Source organism: Cyanobium sp. ULC082 (assembly GCF_977927535.1).
Window position 1 is genome coordinate 1025781 of sequence record NZ_OZ376397.1, and the last position, 14596, is coordinate 1040376.

Annotated in this window: 17 protein-coding genes and 1 pseudogene; 7 read left to right on the forward strand and 11 right to left on the reverse strand. The window is 65.1% G+C overall.

The window, feature by feature from the left end:
• Positions 1 to 76: 76 nt before the first annotated feature.
• The 3 genes and pseudogenes from ACXMDY_RS05490 to ACXMDY_RS05500 form a co-directional block, all read left to right on the forward strand.
• Entirely contained in the window at positions 77 to 280 is a 204-nt protein-coding gene (locus tag ACXMDY_RS05490) for a DUF1651 domain-containing protein (protein WP_457767580.1), read from the forward strand.
• 53 nt (positions 281 to 333) lie between these two features.
• Positions 334 to 579, forward strand: a complete 246-nt coding sequence (locus ACXMDY_RS05495) for a hypothetical protein (protein ID WP_259727759.1) — start codon at positions 334 to 336, stop codon at positions 577 to 579.
• 89 nt (positions 580 to 668) lie between these two features.
• Positions 669 to 734: pseudogene (locus ACXMDY_RS05500) on the forward strand (hypothetical protein); the annotation flags it as partial.
• Between the two features lie 284 nt (positions 735 to 1018).
• Here the strand turns inward: ACXMDY_RS05500 and ACXMDY_RS05505 are convergent.
• From ACXMDY_RS05505 to ACXMDY_RS05515, 3 genes are read right to left on the reverse strand one after another with little or no spacing between them, the layout of a single operon-like run.
• The gene (locus tag ACXMDY_RS05505; RefSeq protein ID WP_457767444.1) at positions 1019 to 1642 is read right to left on the reverse strand and encodes a class I SAM-dependent methyltransferase; all 624 of its coding nucleotides are present in this window, start codon (positions 1640 to 1642) and stop codon (positions 1019 to 1021) included.
• Positions 1643 to 1671: 29 nt separating this feature from the next.
• A complete protein-coding gene (locus tag ACXMDY_RS05510) occupies positions 1672 to 3042 on the reverse strand; it encodes an Nramp family divalent metal transporter (RefSeq protein ID WP_457767445.1) in 1371 nt (456 codons plus the stop codon).
• A gap of 41 nt (positions 3043 to 3083) precedes the next feature.
• Complete coding sequence (locus ACXMDY_RS05515; RefSeq protein WP_457767446.1) at positions 3084 to 4004, reverse strand: vitamin K epoxide reductase family protein; 921 nt, start codon at positions 4002 to 4004, stop codon at positions 3084 to 3086.
• 110 nt (positions 4005 to 4114) lie between these two features.
• Between ACXMDY_RS05515 and cadR the strand changes: the two genes are divergently transcribed.
• Complete coding sequence (gene cadR / locus ACXMDY_RS05520) at positions 4115 to 4531, forward strand: Cd(II)/Pb(II)-responsive transcriptional regulator (protein ID WP_457767447.1); 417 nt, start codon at positions 4115 to 4117, stop codon at positions 4529 to 4531.
• A gap of 16 nt (positions 4532 to 4547) precedes the next feature.
• Here the strand turns inward: cadR and ACXMDY_RS05525 are convergent, their stop codons facing one another.
• Positions 4548 to 6755, reverse strand: coding sequence for a heavy metal translocating P-type ATPase (locus ACXMDY_RS05525; protein WP_457767448.1), 2208 nt, complete (start codon positions 6753 to 6755; stop codon positions 4548 to 4550).
• 87 nt (positions 6756 to 6842) lie between these two features.
• Positions 6843 to 7253, reverse strand: coding sequence for a hypothetical protein (locus ACXMDY_RS05530; protein WP_457767449.1), 411 nt, complete (start codon positions 7251 to 7253; stop codon positions 6843 to 6845).
• 334 nt (positions 7254 to 7587) lie between these two features.
• On the opposite strand from ACXMDY_RS05530, the gene ACXMDY_RS05535 reads away from it, so the two are divergent.
• Entirely contained in the window at positions 7588 to 8154 is a 567-nt protein-coding gene (locus ACXMDY_RS05535) for a DUF411 domain-containing protein (protein WP_457767450.1), read from the forward strand.
• Positions 8155 to 8162: 8 nt separating this feature from the next.
• The gene (locus tag ACXMDY_RS05540) at positions 8163 to 9662 is read left to right on the forward strand and encodes a multicopper oxidase family protein (RefSeq protein ID WP_457767451.1); all 1500 of its coding nucleotides are present in this window, start codon (positions 8163 to 8165) and stop codon (positions 9660 to 9662) included.
• On the opposite strand, the gene ACXMDY_RS05545 is transcribed toward ACXMDY_RS05540, so the two are convergent.
• From ACXMDY_RS05545 to ACXMDY_RS05570, 6 genes are all read right to left on the reverse strand, one after another.
• Positions 9659 to 10111, reverse strand: coding sequence for a cupredoxin domain-containing protein (locus ACXMDY_RS05545; RefSeq protein WP_259727771.1), 453 nt, complete (start codon positions 10109 to 10111; stop codon positions 9659 to 9661). The genes ACXMDY_RS05540 and ACXMDY_RS05545 overlap by 4 nt on opposite strands.
• Positions 10111 to 12213, reverse strand: a complete 2103-nt coding sequence (locus ACXMDY_RS05550) for a copper-translocating P-type ATPase (RefSeq protein WP_259727772.1) — start codon at positions 12211 to 12213, stop codon at positions 10111 to 10113. Before ACXMDY_RS05550 ends, ACXMDY_RS05545 begins: the two co-directional genes overlap by 1 nt.
• A gap of 107 nt (positions 12214 to 12320) precedes the next feature.
• Positions 12321 to 12620, reverse strand: a complete 300-nt coding sequence (locus tag ACXMDY_RS05555) for a hypothetical protein (RefSeq protein ID WP_259727773.1) — start codon at positions 12618 to 12620, stop codon at positions 12321 to 12323.
• Positions 12620 to 12784, reverse strand: coding sequence for a DUF3721 domain-containing protein (locus tag ACXMDY_RS05560; RefSeq protein WP_259727774.1), 165 nt, complete (start codon positions 12782 to 12784; stop codon positions 12620 to 12622). The genes ACXMDY_RS05555 and ACXMDY_RS05560 overlap by 1 nt, the downstream gene beginning before the upstream one ends.
• 145 nt (positions 12785 to 12929) lie before the next feature.
• On the reverse strand, positions 12930 to 13154 hold the full coding sequence (locus tag ACXMDY_RS05565) for a DUF3721 domain-containing protein (protein ID WP_259727775.1): 225 nt from the start codon (positions 13152 to 13154) through the stop codon (positions 12930 to 12932).
• Positions 13155 to 13256: 102 nt separating this feature from the next.
• Positions 13257 to 13988 carry a DUF305 domain-containing protein gene (locus tag ACXMDY_RS05570; RefSeq protein WP_457767452.1) on the reverse strand — a complete coding sequence of 244 codons (732 nt, stop codon included), beginning with the start codon at positions 13986 to 13988 and terminating at the stop codon, positions 13257 to 13259.
• 83 nt (positions 13989 to 14071) lie between these two features.
• On the opposite strand from ACXMDY_RS05570, the gene ACXMDY_RS05575 reads away from it, so the two are divergent.
• Complete coding sequence (locus ACXMDY_RS05575) at positions 14072 to 14551, forward strand: MerR family transcriptional regulator (RefSeq protein WP_311133744.1); 480 nt, start codon at positions 14072 to 14074, stop codon at positions 14549 to 14551.
• Positions 14552 to 14596 lie beyond the last annotated feature (45 nt).

Consider the following 14596-nt stretch of genomic DNA (forward strand, 5'->3'; position numbering starts at 1 on the left):
ATTGAATCCTTAAGTTGGCTGAGCCGGCACGGCCATCAGCAAGGGACCACCCCTGTCCCCCAAAGAGGGCTGGCTGATCCATGGCCGCGAGGTGCTGCGCTTCCGGCCGACACGCTGGGAGCGCACCTACCAGCGGCTGGAAATCACCAAGGGAGAGTTACTCCCCGGCGAACCGGTGCCGCTGCTCAAGAACCGCCGGGAGATCAGCCGGGATGACGCCCTCAAGCTGTGGGCATGCAAGCGCCAGGAGGGCTGGAGCCCCTGCGAGCCTCAGTGGTGATCACCATCACCACCCAAACCGATCGCAACTCCACCAAGCTGAGCTCAGAACCGATGGCCACCTCCTTGCCGATGAGCAGCAGCCACCAGCCACGGCGTTATCGCTTGGTGGATCAGCACGGGTTACCCCACCTTGAGCTTGATGAGCACTTCGATTCGGTTGAGGAGGCCTGGGGCTTCGCTACCCACTGGTGGCAGCAGCAGCAACCCGCTGGCGTAACGGCGACGCAGGTTGGCCTTGGATTGGAGGTAAGCACCGAGAGCGGCTGCTGGCGCACCCTTCGCCACCCGCAAGGCTGAACCCTGCAAAGGTGAGGCCACAAGCCACCTCCGCCCTGGCACGCTCGTCTCCGACCGATCAGGCCCAGGCCAGCGCGCAACCCAGTGATGTGCTGTCGGGATCGATCGAGCGCGTCACCTTCCACAACGCTGAGAACGGCTTCTGCTTGCTGAGGATCAAGGCCCGTGGCCACCGCGACCTGGTGACGGTGGTGGGCCATGCCGCCGAGATCGTCGGGGCCTCGGCCATGGCCAGGGGCAGCAACACCAACGCTGCACCGGCGTACAGCAGACCCGCCACGAGCACGGGAGAAGGCCCGTGGCTGACGCTGCCGATCAGCGGAGCGCTGGAGCCGAACAGCGCGGCGGCCAGCAGGCCCGACAGCCAGCCGCGGCGCTGTTCTCGCGTCTGGGAGGTCATCAGGATCACCACAGCAACCGGACGGGCTCCATTGCAAAACTATGGGGAAGTAGTCCGTTGGAACCGACAGGACAGAAAGTGTTGCTCCGCGCCGCCTGGTGTGCGATGGCTGAACCGCTCATGGCTGAGCAACGAAAATGCATTCCCCAGGGTTTCCTGAAGCCTCACAGGGCTGTACCGCACCACAGGCAAGCCACTGCAAGTGGTGGGGCCATCTTCTGCAAAGGTTTCCAGGAGAAGAGTGCCACCAGGCTTGAGCGCCTGCAGCACGGCCTGGACATAGGCCTGCTGATCGGCGGGGCTGGTGAGGAAATGAAACACCGCCCGGTCATGCCAGACGTCATAGGCCTGATCGGGCAGGGTGGCCGTGAGGATGTCGGCCTCCAGCCACTGCACTGCAGCCGCGCGAGCGCCAAGCCGCTCTTTGGTCACGGCCAGTGCCGTGCCGGAAAGGTCCAGAACCGTGATCCGTTGATAGCCAAGGTTCAGGAGGTCATCCACAAGCGTGGAGGCACCGCCACCCACATCAATGATTGCCGCATCCAGTGGTAGGCCGGCAGCCTGAAGCAGCCGGAGTGAGTCATCGGCATGGGCTTGATACCAACTCAACGACTCAGGGGCCTTGGTGGCGTAGATCGTCTCCCAGTGCTTTTTGCTCGTCATGGGCCCACGCAGAGGCTGCTGTTAACAGTTCAGCCGCCCCGCAGCACCGCGCTGAGCAAGGAGACGTTGATCATCACAATCACACTGGCGCACAGCCAGCCCGCGGCCTGCAGAGCGAGCGGCGCTCTGAGCTCGCCCATCAGAGCGCGCCGCCCGCAGAACCACACGAGCGGGATCACCGCGAACGGCAACTGCAGCGACAGCACCACCTGGCTCAGCACCAGCAGGTTGGTGGTGGCCCGTTCCCCGAACAGGATCACGGTGGCCATCGCCGGAATCAGGGCCAGGCCGCGGGTGAGCAGCCGCCGCTTCCAGTCGGGAAGACGGATCTGCAGAAACCCCTCCATCACGATCTGGCCAGCCATGGTGGCGGTGAGCGTTGAGCTCTGGCCCGCCGCCAGCAGGGCCACCCCGAACAGCACGCTGGCCAGCGAGGTACCCAGCATCGGCGTCAGCAGCCGGTAGGCCTCGCTCAGGTCCGTGACCGGCAGCGGCAGCCGTCCGTAGAAGCTGCCGGCGGCCAGCACCAGGATCGAGACATTGATCAGAAAGGCCAGGCTGAGGGCAATCAGGGTGTCCCAGGTGCTGAAAGCCAGGGCCCTGCGCTGCGTCCCCTGGCCGCCGACCCAGAGGCGGGATTGCACCAGCGAGGAATGCAAATAGAGGTTGTGGGGCATCACCGTGGCCCCGAGAATGCCGGCGGCCAGGAACAGCTGCTGGCCGTCCCTGAGGCTTGCGGCCTGGGGAAGAAAGCCCAGGCCCACCTGGCTCCAATCGGGTTGGAGCAGCAGCATCTCGACGGCGAAACAACCGCCCACCAGAGCCACCAGGGCGATCACCAGGGCCTCCAATCGGCGGATCCCGAAGCGCTGCAAGGCCAGCAGCAAAAGGGTGTCGGCGGCCGTGAGCCCCACCCCCCAGAGCAAGGGGAGACCGAAGAGCAGCTGCAGGGCAATGGCGCTGCCCACCAGCTCGGCCAGGTCGCAGGCAATGATGCCCACCTCGGCCAGCAGCCACAGGGGAATCCGCCAGAACCGCGGCAGCAGCTGGCTGCAGGCCTGGGCCAGATCCAGCCGCGTGGCGATGCCCAGCCGGCAGCAGAGCGACTGGAGCACCATCGCCATCAGGCTGGAGAGCCCGATCACCCACAGCAGGCGGTAGCCGAACTGTGAACCGGCCGCCAGATCCGTCGCCCAGTTGCCTGGATCCATGTAGCCCACGGCCACCAGGTACCCGGGGCCGAGCACCCGCAGGAAGGTGCGCAGGGTGCCCAGGCCGGCGGGCACCTCCACGGCCTGGGCGTCGATGCGAGCGGCGGTGCCGAGCGGTGCATCAGGCATGAAGCGATGCCAGCGGAGCTGGAGGGTAAGGCGAGGGAGGCTGCGATCTTGCCGGGGCATCGCTGGCCTGACCCCGCCCTGAAGAAGGGATCACCGCCAGTTCAGAAGTCGCGGGAACCGGTGTAGCCACTGAGATCAGCGAGAGTTTTCAGCGGCTTGACGCCCGAATCCACAACGCCCTTGATCTGCCAGCTGGGATAGCCCTGAACCCCCTGCTGCTTGCAGAGCGCGGCCTGGCTGTTGACGCCGTCTTCGGCACATTCGATCACCTGGAGCTTGGCGGCGGCTTCCTTGCCGAAGGCCTCCTTCTGGTCATGGCAGTGGGGGCACCAGTACGCCGTGAACACCCGGGCACCACTGCTGCTCAGATGCTCCGCCAGCGCAATCTTGGCTTGCGAGCTGGCGCTGACGACAGCTGGAGCCACCCGTCCGCTTTGAGCGACAGGCTGGTCCGCCGAGGCCGCCCAGCCCAGCCCCAGCAGAGCGACAAGAAAGGCCGTCATCAATCCGCGAAAGATCATTTGGCTGCGGTCGATCCAGAGACCTCCAACAAGGCTCAACAGGAACAGCGCGAGGCTAAGGGCGGCTGACACCACACAGAAGGTGCAGAAGGCCTTGATCTCGAACACCAGGAGCCCCATCAGCACCAAGCTGAAGACGGCCATGCCGCTGCAGGTGAGGAACAGAGCCCACCGATTGCCCTCCGATCCAGGGGCCCGCAGACCTCCTCGCAGCAACGGCATCAGGGCCAGCAGGAGCACCGTGGCGTAGGCAAGAAAGCCAAACAGAGAAAGCGGTTGGCCCAGCAGCGTGCCCCAGGCGCTGCCGAGCACCTTGTCGCAGCCATCGCTGCCGCCCGGACAGGACAGGCTGCCGATCCAACCCCAGCGCTTAGCGGTGATCGAGCCGGTGTCGATCATGCCGATCGTGGCGAGCACGGCCATGGTGAGCCGCACCCAGGGCCGGCCTGGCTCCTGGCCGGCCCGGCGGGAGAGAGGTTTGGTTCGCGTAGCGCTGCTCACAGGCTGAGAGAAGGTTGGAGATGGCGCCATTGAAAAGCCTGAAGTGGCTCCAGGGTCAAGGGCCTAATGTGCCCAACAAGGGGTTGTCACCTACCGGGGAGGGAGCATCGATGCAGATCGGCGAGTTGGCACGCTCCACCGGGGTGAAGATCGAAACCATCCGCTATTACGAACGGGAGCACTTGCTGCCGGTGCCACAGCGCACGGATGGCAACTACCGCCTCTATTCGCCGCGGCATGTGGAGCAGTTGCGTTTCATCCGCTACTGCCGCGGCCTTGACATGAGCCTGGAGGAGGTCCGCATCCTGATCGAGGCGCGGGAAACACCAGCCGGGAGCTGCCAGACAGTCAACCTATTGCTGGACGAGAAGATGGCCGAGGTCGATGCACGGGTCGATGAACTGCGCCAGCTTCAGGATCAGTTGTGGACTCTCAGAGGGCAATGCCCGCAACCTGATGAGGCGAAGACCTGTGGGATTCTCGTGGAGTTGAACCGTTCGGCTCGAATCAACAAGGCACGGATCTGATCGTTTCCTGGCTGGCTCAAACTCTGATCCGCTCAAAGATGGGTTGGTGGAGAAGACGAAGACCATTGGCGATCACGATCAGGCTGGTGCCCATGTCAGCAAAGACCGCCATCCACATCGTGGCATTGCCCGCCACGGTGAGCACCAGAAAAAGGGCCTTGATTCCCAGCGCCAGCGCAATGTTCTGACGCAGGATTCGGAAGGTGCGGCGAGAGAGAGCGATCGTTTCCGGAACGCGCATCAGATCGTCGTTCATGATCACCACATCGGCGGCTTCGATGGCGATGTGGGTGCCCGCGGCCCCCATCGCAAAGCCGATGTCCGCCTGGGCCAGAGCCGGCGCATCGTTGATGCCATCGCCGGCCATGGCCGTGAATCCGTAGCGGGCCTGCAGATCGGCCACCGCCTCGAGCTTGTCTTGAGGCAGCAGGTTGCTCCTCACCTCCTCAATTCCTGAAAGGGCCGCGATCGCAGTCGCGGTGGCTGCGTTGTCGCCCGTGAGCATCACCGGGGTGACGCCGAGGGCTCGCAGGGCCTCCATGGCTGCCGCGGAGCTGGGCCGAACGGTGTCGGCGACGGCGATCAGGGCGAGCACGCCGCTGTCATCCGCCAGCAGGCTGAGCGAATGGCCCTGGTGCTCGTGAACCTGCATCGAGGCTTCCAGTTCGCTGGAGCAGAGCCCCAGCTCCTCGATCCAGCGGTGGTTGGCCAGCATGAGCGGCCGCCCCGCGATCAGGCCGCGCACCCCCCGCCCCGGCAGGGCCTCGAAGGCCTCCACGGCCAGCCGCTCGCCATCGAGGCCTGCGGCCATGGCCCGCGACACGGGATGGTCTGAGCGCTCCGCCAGGCTGCTGGCCAGCTGTTTCAGTGCGCCAGCGTCCGCCCCTTCTTGCCGAGGGGAGAAGGCCACCAGCTTGGGCTGCCCCAGGGTGATCGTGCCGGTCTTGTCGAGGGCCAGCACCTTGATCTTGCGGGCCTCCTCGATGTAGAGGCCACCTTTGATGATGATGCCGCGGCGGGCGGCGGTGGCCAGGCCGCTCACCAGCGTGACCGGGGTGGCGATCACCAGCGCACAGGGGCAGGCGATCACCAGCAGCACCAGGGCCTTGTAGATCGCCTGGAGTGGGGTGAACCCCAGCAAGGGTGGCGCCAGCAGGGCAACGGCCAGGGCCATGACGAACACGGCCGGGGTGTAGCGGGCCGCAAAGCGATCGACGAAGCGCTGGATCGGGGCACGGGAGGCCTGGGCTTCCTCCACGGCCTGGATGATGCGCGCCAAGGTGCTGTGGGAAGCCGGCGCCGTCACCTTGATGTCGAGGGCGCAGCCCTGGTTGATCGTGCCCGCAAACACCTCATCCCCTGGACCTTTGTCGACCGGCAGGCTTTCGCCGGTGATCGGGGCCTGGTTGATCGCACTCTCGCCGCTGAGCACCGTGCCATCGAGCGGCAGCCGTTCGCCCGGGCGGACACGCACCACAGCTCCGATGGCCACAGCACTGGCCGGCACCCGTTGCCAGCGGCCATCGCTCTGGCGGATCTCCGCCTGATCGGGGGCCAGGGCCATCAGGCTGGTGATCGCCTGGCGGGCCCGCTCCACCGCCCGCGCTTCGATCGCCTCGGCGACGGCATAGAGCGCCATCACCATGGCGGCTTCCGGGAAGCGGCCGATCAGGAAAGCACCCGTGACCGCCACGCTCATCAGCGCATTGATGTTCAGCCGGCCCTGGCGCAGGGCCGCGAGGCCCTTGCGAAACACGGAGAAGCCCGCCAGGGCGATCGCGGCGATGGCGATCCCGATCTCCAGCAGTTCATGGCCCGGGTAGGCGGGAACGACCAGATGCAGCAGCTCCGCCGTGATCGCCAGCGCCAGGGAGCCCGCCAGGCGGAGCCGTTCACGGCGGCGTTCGGCGCGGGTCTGGGCGGCGGACGGCCGGTGATCGGGGCTGATCGGCTCCGGGTTGAACCCCAGCCGGCGGATCGCGGCGAGCGCGGAGTTGAGCGCAGCTGTTTCGGCATCGATCGCCAGAACCCGCTCGGCCAGCGAGAACCTCAGACCTCGGATGCCGTCGAGCCCTGAGAGGGCATGGCGAATTTCGGTTTCTTCGGTGGCGCAATCCATGGCGCTGATCCGAAACAACCTTTCGGTACCGGCGGCCGGCTGCGGCGCTGGGAGGGCTCCGGCCGTCTGCTCGCTGGTTCCGCTGCTGCAGCAAGGATCCGCCATGGTGTTGTCATCCAGATCCCAGCAAACAGCCTGTAGTCGCTTCAGGGTCAAGGGTCTGGCCATCACCGCGTGGCCACAGGTTGTTGATCAACGCAGCTGGGGGCACTCCTGATCCCGCAACGGCTGCAGCAGCCGATCGGCTTGCCGGGCCAGCTTGGCTCCAGCCGCTGTGTAAAACCTGAACCACTGGCGATTGACGTAGAGAACCCGCTGGTTGCGCACCAACTGTTCTTCCGCCTTGTGGCGGCACTCGAGCAGGGCCTGGTAGTCGATGGTCAGCCCGTTGCGGTCGTTGGCGTTGGCCCCATCGGCCTGCTGGCTGAGCACCGGGCAGATCCGTTCACGGGTGGTACGGACCAGGGCGATTTCGGCCTTCATGGCCTGCTCGGCCAGGGCATTGCGTTGATCCAGCAGTCTCTGACACGGCTCCAATTCAGCCGCCATCACCGGGGCTGCCAGCCAGCAACAGGTCATTAACAGGGTCAGGACGTGGCGCATGCACGGATCAATTCGAGTCCTGTGTCTTTGGCGACGATGGGCGTGATCAGCTTGAGAAGAGTCAGACCATTCACTCATCGATCTGCAGCACCCCCATCAGCCCCAGATCCTCGTGGTTGAGGTTGTTGCAGTGGTCAACAGTGCGCCCCGGAAAATCCCGGAAGCTCACGCGCAGGCACACCTCCTCGCCCGTTTTTGAGCCCCTGCGAGCCCCAGTGGTGATGGGGGGTGGCCACGTCTAGTGCTTCCGAAAGCGTGACGGTCGATCCAACCATTGCTTGACTCTCCCCTTTACTGGAGCCCTTATGGTTGAACTTCTGCGTCTGTCGGTGTGATGGCCAGCCGGAAAATCAGTCCCACTCGCCCCCTTCACCACCACTGGTCTGGGGTGCAGCGCCGCGGACCACTGCTCGCCGCGATGCTGGCTGGGCTGAGTGCCGCCGGTCTTGGCACCCTGCTCTGGCTGTCCAGCTCTCGGCCAGCACTGGCTGAGGGAGGCATGCCGAGCGTTTCCAAGGCAAGGAGCCTGCAAGTGATGGCCTACCGCTCCGCTGGCTGCAGCTGCTGCAAGGGGTGGCTCAAACACCTCCGCGCTGAGGGCTTCAGCGTTGTGGATCACGTGGTGAAAAATCTCGATGAGATCAAGGTCAGCCGTGGAGTCCCCAGGGATTTGGCGTCCTGCCACACCGCCACGGTGGCGGGGTACGTGATCGAGGGTCATGTTCCGGCCGAGGCCATCCGCCGGTTGTTGCGCCAGCGACCGGCGGTGGCGGGGATTGCTGTGCCGGGGATGCCTCTCGGTTCGCCGGGCATGGAGTCCACTTTGCGGAAGGAGTCCTACACGGTCTTCTCCTTCGCTCGTGATGGATCCATCAAACCGTTCCTCAAGGTGGACGCCTGAGGATGTCGATGGCCTCCCATTTCGGTCGCCGCTCCTTCCTCGCCCTCGCGGCAGGGGCCTCCGCCTCCGTCGCGGGTACGGCCCTGATGGGACGCTCCGCCCCCCTGCGCTCAGGCGGCGTCTCCCAAGCACCGAACCCATCACGTTTCCGCTCCAGCGGTGGGCGGCTGGACGTGGATCTGGTGGCGCAGGAGACGGCCGTGACGATTCCCCGTGGCCCCAGAACGGCGCTCACTTACAACGGCCTGCTGCCTGGTCCATTGCTGGAGGTCGAACCCGGAGACGCCGTGCGGATTCGGCTGCACAACCGCCTGAATCTCCCCACCAATCTCCACTATCACGGTCTCCACATTCCGCCCAGCGGTAACGCTGACAACGTCTTTTTGAGCGTGGCCCCGGGGGCCAGCCAGACCTACGAGTTCAGCCTGCCCGCCGACCACCCTGCCGGCACCTGCTACTACCACCCTCACCATCACGGCACCGTGGCCGATCAGGTGTTCGGCGGCCTGGGCGGTGTACTGATCGTGCGGGGTGACCTTGATCGCATCCCCGAGGTGCAAGCGGCCCGCGAACAGGTGCTCTTCCTCAAGGATCTCCCCGGAGATGGGAATTTCGGCCCGATGGGCATGGGGAGGATGCTGGGGCGGGAGGGAGCGGTGCTCACCGTCAACGGCCAGGTGAATCCTGCGCTCACGATCCCCGCTGGCGGCCTGCTGCGGCTGCGGATCGTGAACGGATCCAATGCCCGCTTCTGGCGGCTGTCCCTGGAGGACCATCCCTTCCACCTGATCGCCACCGATGCCGGTGCCCTCGAGACTCCGGTTCAGCTACCTGAGCTGCTGCTGGCCCCAGGCGAGCGGGCCGAGGTGCTGGTGCGGGGCGAACGGCAGGGCGGCCGCTACCGGCTCCTGAACCTTCCCTATGCCCGTGGCTCTGGCGGAATGATGGGCGGCATGGGCCGAAGCAGAGGAATGGGCCGAGGGATGGGAATGGGAATGGCCCGAAACCAAGGCCAAGGCACTGCTCAGGAGGGGCCGCTGCCGGTCGCCACCTTGGAGTACGAGGGATCTGTGGCGACCCTGCCGTTACCCGAGCGCCTGCTGCCGGTGACCCCTCTGCCGGAGCCGGTGCGCACCCGCCGCTTTCTTCTCAACCACGGCATGGTCCCTGGCCTGGGCATGGTGTTCACGATCAACGGCCGCGCTTATGAACACGGCAGGATTGACACCCGCGTGCGACTCGGTGACACGGAAGAGTGGGAACTGGTGAACGACGACGGGATTATGGATCACCCCTTTCACGTGCATGTCAACCGGTTCCAGGTGATCAGTCGCCATGGCACCCCCGAGCCTTACCGGGCCTGGAAAGATGTGGTGGTGGTCCGAGCGGGGGAGACTGTGCGGGTCCGCACCCGCTTTGAAGACTTCACCGGCCGCAGCGTGTACCACTGCCACATTTTTGATCACGAGGAGCTGGGGATGATGGGCACTCTGGAGATTGCTGCTTAGCTCACCTCAAGCACACCGCGCACCATGTTCATGCCGCAGTGGAAGGGATAAACCCCCGGCTCAGTGGCCGGCAACTCCAACTTGGTGGTGGCGTTCAGGGGCAGATCGAGGGTTTTGTGGAAGTCAGGGAAGATCACCTGGGCCACACAGCCGCTGGGATCGATGCGGTGAAAGGACAGCCGCAGCGGGCGGCCGGCCATCGCCTTGATCCGGGCGGGGGCATAGCCGCCATCCACCGTGATGGTGATTTCCTGGATTCCTTGCTCTCCTACCCGGGCCGCCACGCCCGATCCATGGCGCCCCAGGAACCACCAAAGCTCCCAGGCGATCAGGGCCAGACCCACCATGAACACCAGCACATTCAGGCCCGAGGGCTGCTCGATCGAGCGCCAGAGGGGCTCAGCCGCACCGCGGGCTGCACTCCCCGCCATCAGAAAAGGAAGCAACATCAAGGTGCCGCAACGGGGAGTGGAGTGGGCCTGAAACGGCGCAACCGCAACGCATTGGTCACCACCGAAACCGAACTGAACGCCATGGCGCCGCCGGCGATCATCGGGCTCAGCAGCCAGCCGGTGAAGGGAAACAGCAGACCGGCGGCGACGGGGATGCCGGCAACGTTGTAGGCGAACGCGAAGACCAGGTTCTGGCGAATGTTGGCCATCGTGTGGCGGCTGAGTTCGATCGCCGCCGGCACCCCGGCCAGGTTGCCGGAGATCAAGGTGATGTCGCTGGCGGCGATCGCCACATCGGTGCCGGTGCCCATGGCGATGCCAACGTCGGCCTGGGCCAGGGCGGGGGCGTCATTGATGCCATCGCCCACCATCGCCACCGGGCCTTCCCCCTTCTCCTGCAACCGGCGGATCACCGCGGCCTTGTCGGCGGGACGCACCTCGGCGATCACCCGCTCAATCCCCACCTGGGCGGCCACCACCTCGGCGGTACGGCGGGCGTCGCCGCTGAGCAGCACCACCTGCAGGCCCAGGCGCCGCAGGGCGGCCACGGCGGCGGCAGCGCTGGGCTTGAGCGGATCGGCGATGCCGAAGCAGGCCTCGATTCGGTTGTCCACCACCACCGCCGCGACACTGCAGGCCGATGCTTCCATCCGTGCCACCAGGGGTGTGAGGCCCGTGATGTCGAGGCCGAGTTCGCTCAACCAGCGGGGTGTGCCCACCAGCACCCTCAGCCCGGCCACCGTGCCCTGCACCCCGAGGCCCGCCACCGCCTCGAAGCCCTCCACAGCCGGCAGCTGCGGATCCTGGAGCTGGGGGCGGATGTAGCCCACGATCGCCTCAGCCAGCGGATGCTCCGAGCGCTCCTCCAGGGCTGCGACGGCGGCCAGCAGGGTCTGGACCGGCAGCTGGCCAGCGGGCAGTCGCTCGAAATCGGTCACTTCCGGGTGGCCAAGGGTGAGAGTGCCGGTCTTGTCGAGCACGATCGTGCGCAGACCGCCGGCGGTTTCCAGCGCTTCGGCGCTGCGGAAGATCAGCCCGCTCTCGGCTCCTTTGCCGGAGGCCACCATGATCGAAGTAGGCGTGGCCAGGCCCAGGGCACAGGGGCAGGCGATCACCAGCACGCTCACCAGGAAGAGCATCGCCAGCACCGGATTGCCGCTGACGAGGAACCAGACCACAAAGGCCGCGATGGCGATGGCGATCACCACCGGCACGAACCAGCCCACCACCTGATCGGCCAGCTTCTGCACCCGGGTGCGGGAGCTCTGGGCCTGACGCACGAGTTCCACGATCTGGGCGAGCACGGTGTCGGCTCCCACGCGGCTGACACGGAAGCTGAAGCTGCCGCTGCGGTTCATCGAGGCGCCGATCACGCTGTCACCGGGAGCCTTTTCAACAGGGGTGGGTTCACCGGTAAGCATCGATTCCTCCACCCAAGAACTGCCCTCCACCACCACCCCATCCACGGGCAGCTTCTCGCCGGGCCGCATCTGGACCAGATCACCAAGTACCACCAGCGCCACCGGGATTTCCTGCCGCACACCGTCGCGAAGCACACGGGCGGTGGGCGGCTGCAACTGGAGCAGCCGACGGATTGCTTCTGATGTCTGGCCCCGGGCTCGGGCCTCCAGCAGGCGGCCCAGCAAAATCAGGCTGATGATCACCGCAGCGGTCTCGTAGTAGACGTCTGCTGGCAACCCCTCCGCGGTGAGCAGCTGGGGAGCGAAGGTGGCGACGAGGGATGCGAGCCAGGCGATGCCGGTGCCGGCCGCCACCAGGGTGTTCATGTCGGCGCTGTGTTGGCGAAAGGCCGAGGCAGCGCCTGTGAAGAACTCCCGCCCACACCAGAACAGCACCGGCGTGGTGAGGATCAGCTGGATCCAGGGACTGGTGAACCAGTCCGGCAGGAAGGGGAGATGCATCCCGCCGAGCATGTGAGGCAGGCTTGAGAGGACCACCAGGCCGGTGAGCACCGCCGCCACGGAGACCTTGCGGCGCAGGAGCGTGAGCTCATGGGCCAGCTCCCGCTCCATATCTGGGGTCGACGTGCCGCTGCCGTCGTCCTGGCAACAGGACGGCTTTGTCGTCGTGGATGTCATCGGGTTGTCTCCCCTTTCGACGGCCTACTGGTGCAAACTAATCTCTCCAGCATGCTGGAGAGTCAAGCCTCCGTGGCCGTTCGATACTGAATCAGTGTGGCGCTCTTCTAGGCCGTTGAGGTGTTCTTACGGCGCCCGCCAACGAACAGAGCGACTCCAGAGATCGCGATGAGCAGTGAAAGGATTCCGATGATCACCGAGTAGTAGGGCTGAAGATTGATGATTCCGAAATTGCCGGTATGGATCTTCATGAGCCAGAAGGCCTCGACGTTGTTCGCCAGCAGCAGGCCGTAGATCGAGCCGGAAAGGGCGGTGATGATCAGCGGCACTGCGGCGATCGGAACCAGGGCGCGATGAAGGCGCCGCCGAAGGTGTCGCTTGCGCAAGGTACTGCTTGGGCCGGTCATCAGTTCTTCTGCAGGGCCTCATGGAGAGCCCGCTCGTTGGCGCAGGGCATCCACACCGAACCCATCGCGAAAGCGCCCTTGCACTTGAGCTCAGCGGCCCGTTTCTCCGCATCGGCTTTGGTCTTGAACATGCCCTGCATATGGGCCTCTGCGCCAGGCGGCATCAAGACAGCCAAGGCGCCAGTGAGCACCAGGATCAGGGCAGCACGACTACCAAGGTCGGTTCTAGAAGAATGAGTCTTCATGGTCATAAAGAAAGCAAGGTGAGCCGAAGAGTTCTGATCGAGGGGCATTAGGCGAGCCAACGGCTCACTTTTCTTTCGACACGGCCTTCTGGTATGTCTCGAAGCTGGCGCAGGGCATCCACTCGCTTCCCATGGCAAGCGAGCCAGTGCACTTGAGCTCCTTGGCGCGCTTTTCAGCAGCGGACTTGGTAGGGAACATGTCGTTCGCCTGGGAGTGAACCAGCGTTGGCATGAGCAACTGGGAGAGCATCGCCAAGGCGGCGATCGGGAACAAGCGAGAGAAGGTCATGATTCGCTCTGCGGGTGTGAATGGATTCGTAGGTCTTGACCGGATCATCCGGCCGAATCACATGAATGAAAAGAAGCGGTCGTCGGCCAGGCCAGCGGCTGGTCAGAGAGTGAAAAGGGCGTCGTACTTGTGGTACTCCGGCTTGCGTAATCCCTCCACGGCCAACATCTTGCGCAGCTGCATGATCTCCGCCCGTTGCGCCACGATCACGCCCACAGCGAAGCGACGGATCGTCGGATTGGTGCTTTTGGCTAAGGCGTCGTGGGCCATGATCAGTGCTCCGCCGTGGTGATCGAGCATTCCCTCAAGGAACCACACCACCCGGTTCTCCTTGGTGGGGCTGTCGACCATCATCCGCATGCCGTCGATCTGGGCCTGGCTCATGCGGCTGAGGCCCGAGAGGCTGTTGGGATCACCGCCGCTCGTCAGCGCCACCGGATAGACCGGCGCCTGGGGGTACCAGGCCTTGCGCCAGAGGCCCATGGCGCGAATCTCGCCCGCCTGATCGCGCCAGATTGCCCTGCCCAGGTGCCCAACGCCGGGCTGGCCGATGCCGAAGACGAATTCGCTCATGCGCAGCGCACCGGTGTGGTGCTGCACCATGCCGTCGATGAAGCGCAGGTCGTAAGTGGAGCCCGCTGGGCCCACCTCGTGCGCATGACCAGCATGGGCGCCAGATGCGGGGTTCATCGAATCAGGCTGGGCCGGTGCCTGGCCACCCTGGGGCATCGTGTGCATGTCGTGGTTCATCGGCATCTGCGCACGGGCTCCTGCCAGGGGGGCCAGCGGCAGCAGCGCCAGTGAGGCAAGGAACAAAGCAGGCTTGAGGCGCATTCGCTCGACGATCCATGGGACTAACCCTAGGATGCAGTCTCCATCAGATGGAGAGTCAAGTGGTCTCCGCAGCTTCTACCAACATGCCATCGAGCAACCATCCAACCATCGGCAAGCGCATGGCCGTCCCGGCGGCAAGGATCAAGAGTGCGGTGCTCCCCAGCACCGGGGCCGAGGCGGAGGGAGCCATGAAAATTGGCGAGGTGGCCGAGCGTTCGGGCCTGCCCGTCAAAACCATTCGCTTCTACAGCGATGAAGGGTTGATCTGGCCGATCGGGCGCTCCCAAGGTGGTTACCGCTTGTTCGACAGGAACATCGATCAGGACCTGGAACTGATCCGGGCCTTGCGGGCTATGGAAATCCCACTGAGCGACGTGCGCCAGATTCTCGATGCCCGGCGGGCGGGGGTCTGCACCTGCGACGAGCTCAAGACCACCATTGCCGCCAAGGCCGAGGAGATTCAGCAGCGGATCTTGGGACTCAAGGCCCTGCGCAGCGAGCTGAACATCCTGTTGAAATCCTGGGAAGACTGCGGTGGCAGCAAGCGTCAGGCCCGGCCGTAACGACTAGCGATTGCATTGGGTACTGGTTCGCTGTCGACCAACCGG

Coding starts and splice junctions, on each gene's coding strand:
- ACXMDY_RS05545 (WP_259727771.1), bottom strand. CDS start 10,111: ATGTTGCTTCCTTTTCTGATGGCGGGGAGTGCAGCCCGCGGTGCGGCT.
- ACXMDY_RS05510 (WP_457767445.1), bottom strand. CDS start 3,042: ATGCCCCGGCAAGATCGCAGCCTCCCTCGCCTTACCCTCCAGCTCCGC.
- ACXMDY_RS05555 (WP_259727773.1), bottom strand. CDS start 12,620: ATGACCGGCCCAAGCAGTACCTTGCGCAAGCGACACCTTCGGCGGCGC.
- ACXMDY_RS05505 (WP_457767444.1), bottom strand. CDS start 1,642: ATGACGAGCAAAAAGCACTGGGAGACGATCTACGCCACCAAGGCCCCT.
- ACXMDY_RS05550 (WP_259727772.1), bottom strand. CDS start 12,213: ATGACATCCACGACGACAAAGCCGTCCTGTTGCCAGGACGACGGCAGC.
- ACXMDY_RS05565 (WP_259727775.1), bottom strand. CDS start 13,154: ATGACCTTCTCTCGCTTGTTCCCGATCGCCGCCTTGGCGATGCTCTCC.
- ACXMDY_RS05560 (WP_259727774.1), bottom strand. CDS start 12,784: ATGCCGCCTGGCGCAGAGGCCCATATGCAGGGCATGTTCAAGACCAAA.
- ACXMDY_RS05530 (WP_457767449.1), bottom strand. CDS start 7,253: ATGCGCCACGTCCTGACCCTGTTAATGACCTGTTGCTGGCTGGCAGCC.
- cadR (WP_457767447.1), top strand. CDS start 4,115: ATGCAGATCGGCGAGTTGGCACGCTCCACCGGGGTGAAGATCGAAACC.
- ACXMDY_RS05575 (WP_311133744.1), top strand. CDS start 14,072: ATGCCATCGAGCAACCATCCAACCATCGGCAAGCGCATGGCCGTCCCG.
- ACXMDY_RS05535 (WP_457767450.1), top strand. CDS start 7,588: ATGGCCAGCCGGAAAATCAGTCCCACTCGCCCCCTTCACCACCACTGG.
- ACXMDY_RS05495 (WP_259727759.1), top strand. CDS start 334: ATGGCCACCTCCTTGCCGATGAGCAGCAGCCACCAGCCACGGCGTTAT.
- ACXMDY_RS05570 (WP_457767452.1), bottom strand. CDS start 13,988: ATGCGCCTCAAGCCTGCTTTGTTCCTTGCCTCACTGGCGCTGCTGCCG.
- ACXMDY_RS05525 (WP_457767448.1), bottom strand. CDS start 6,755: ATGGCGGATCCTTGCTGCAGCAGCGGAACCAGCGAGCAGACGGCCGGA.
- ACXMDY_RS05540 (WP_457767451.1), top strand. CDS start 8,163: ATGGCCTCCCATTTCGGTCGCCGCTCCTTCCTCGCCCTCGCGGCAGGG.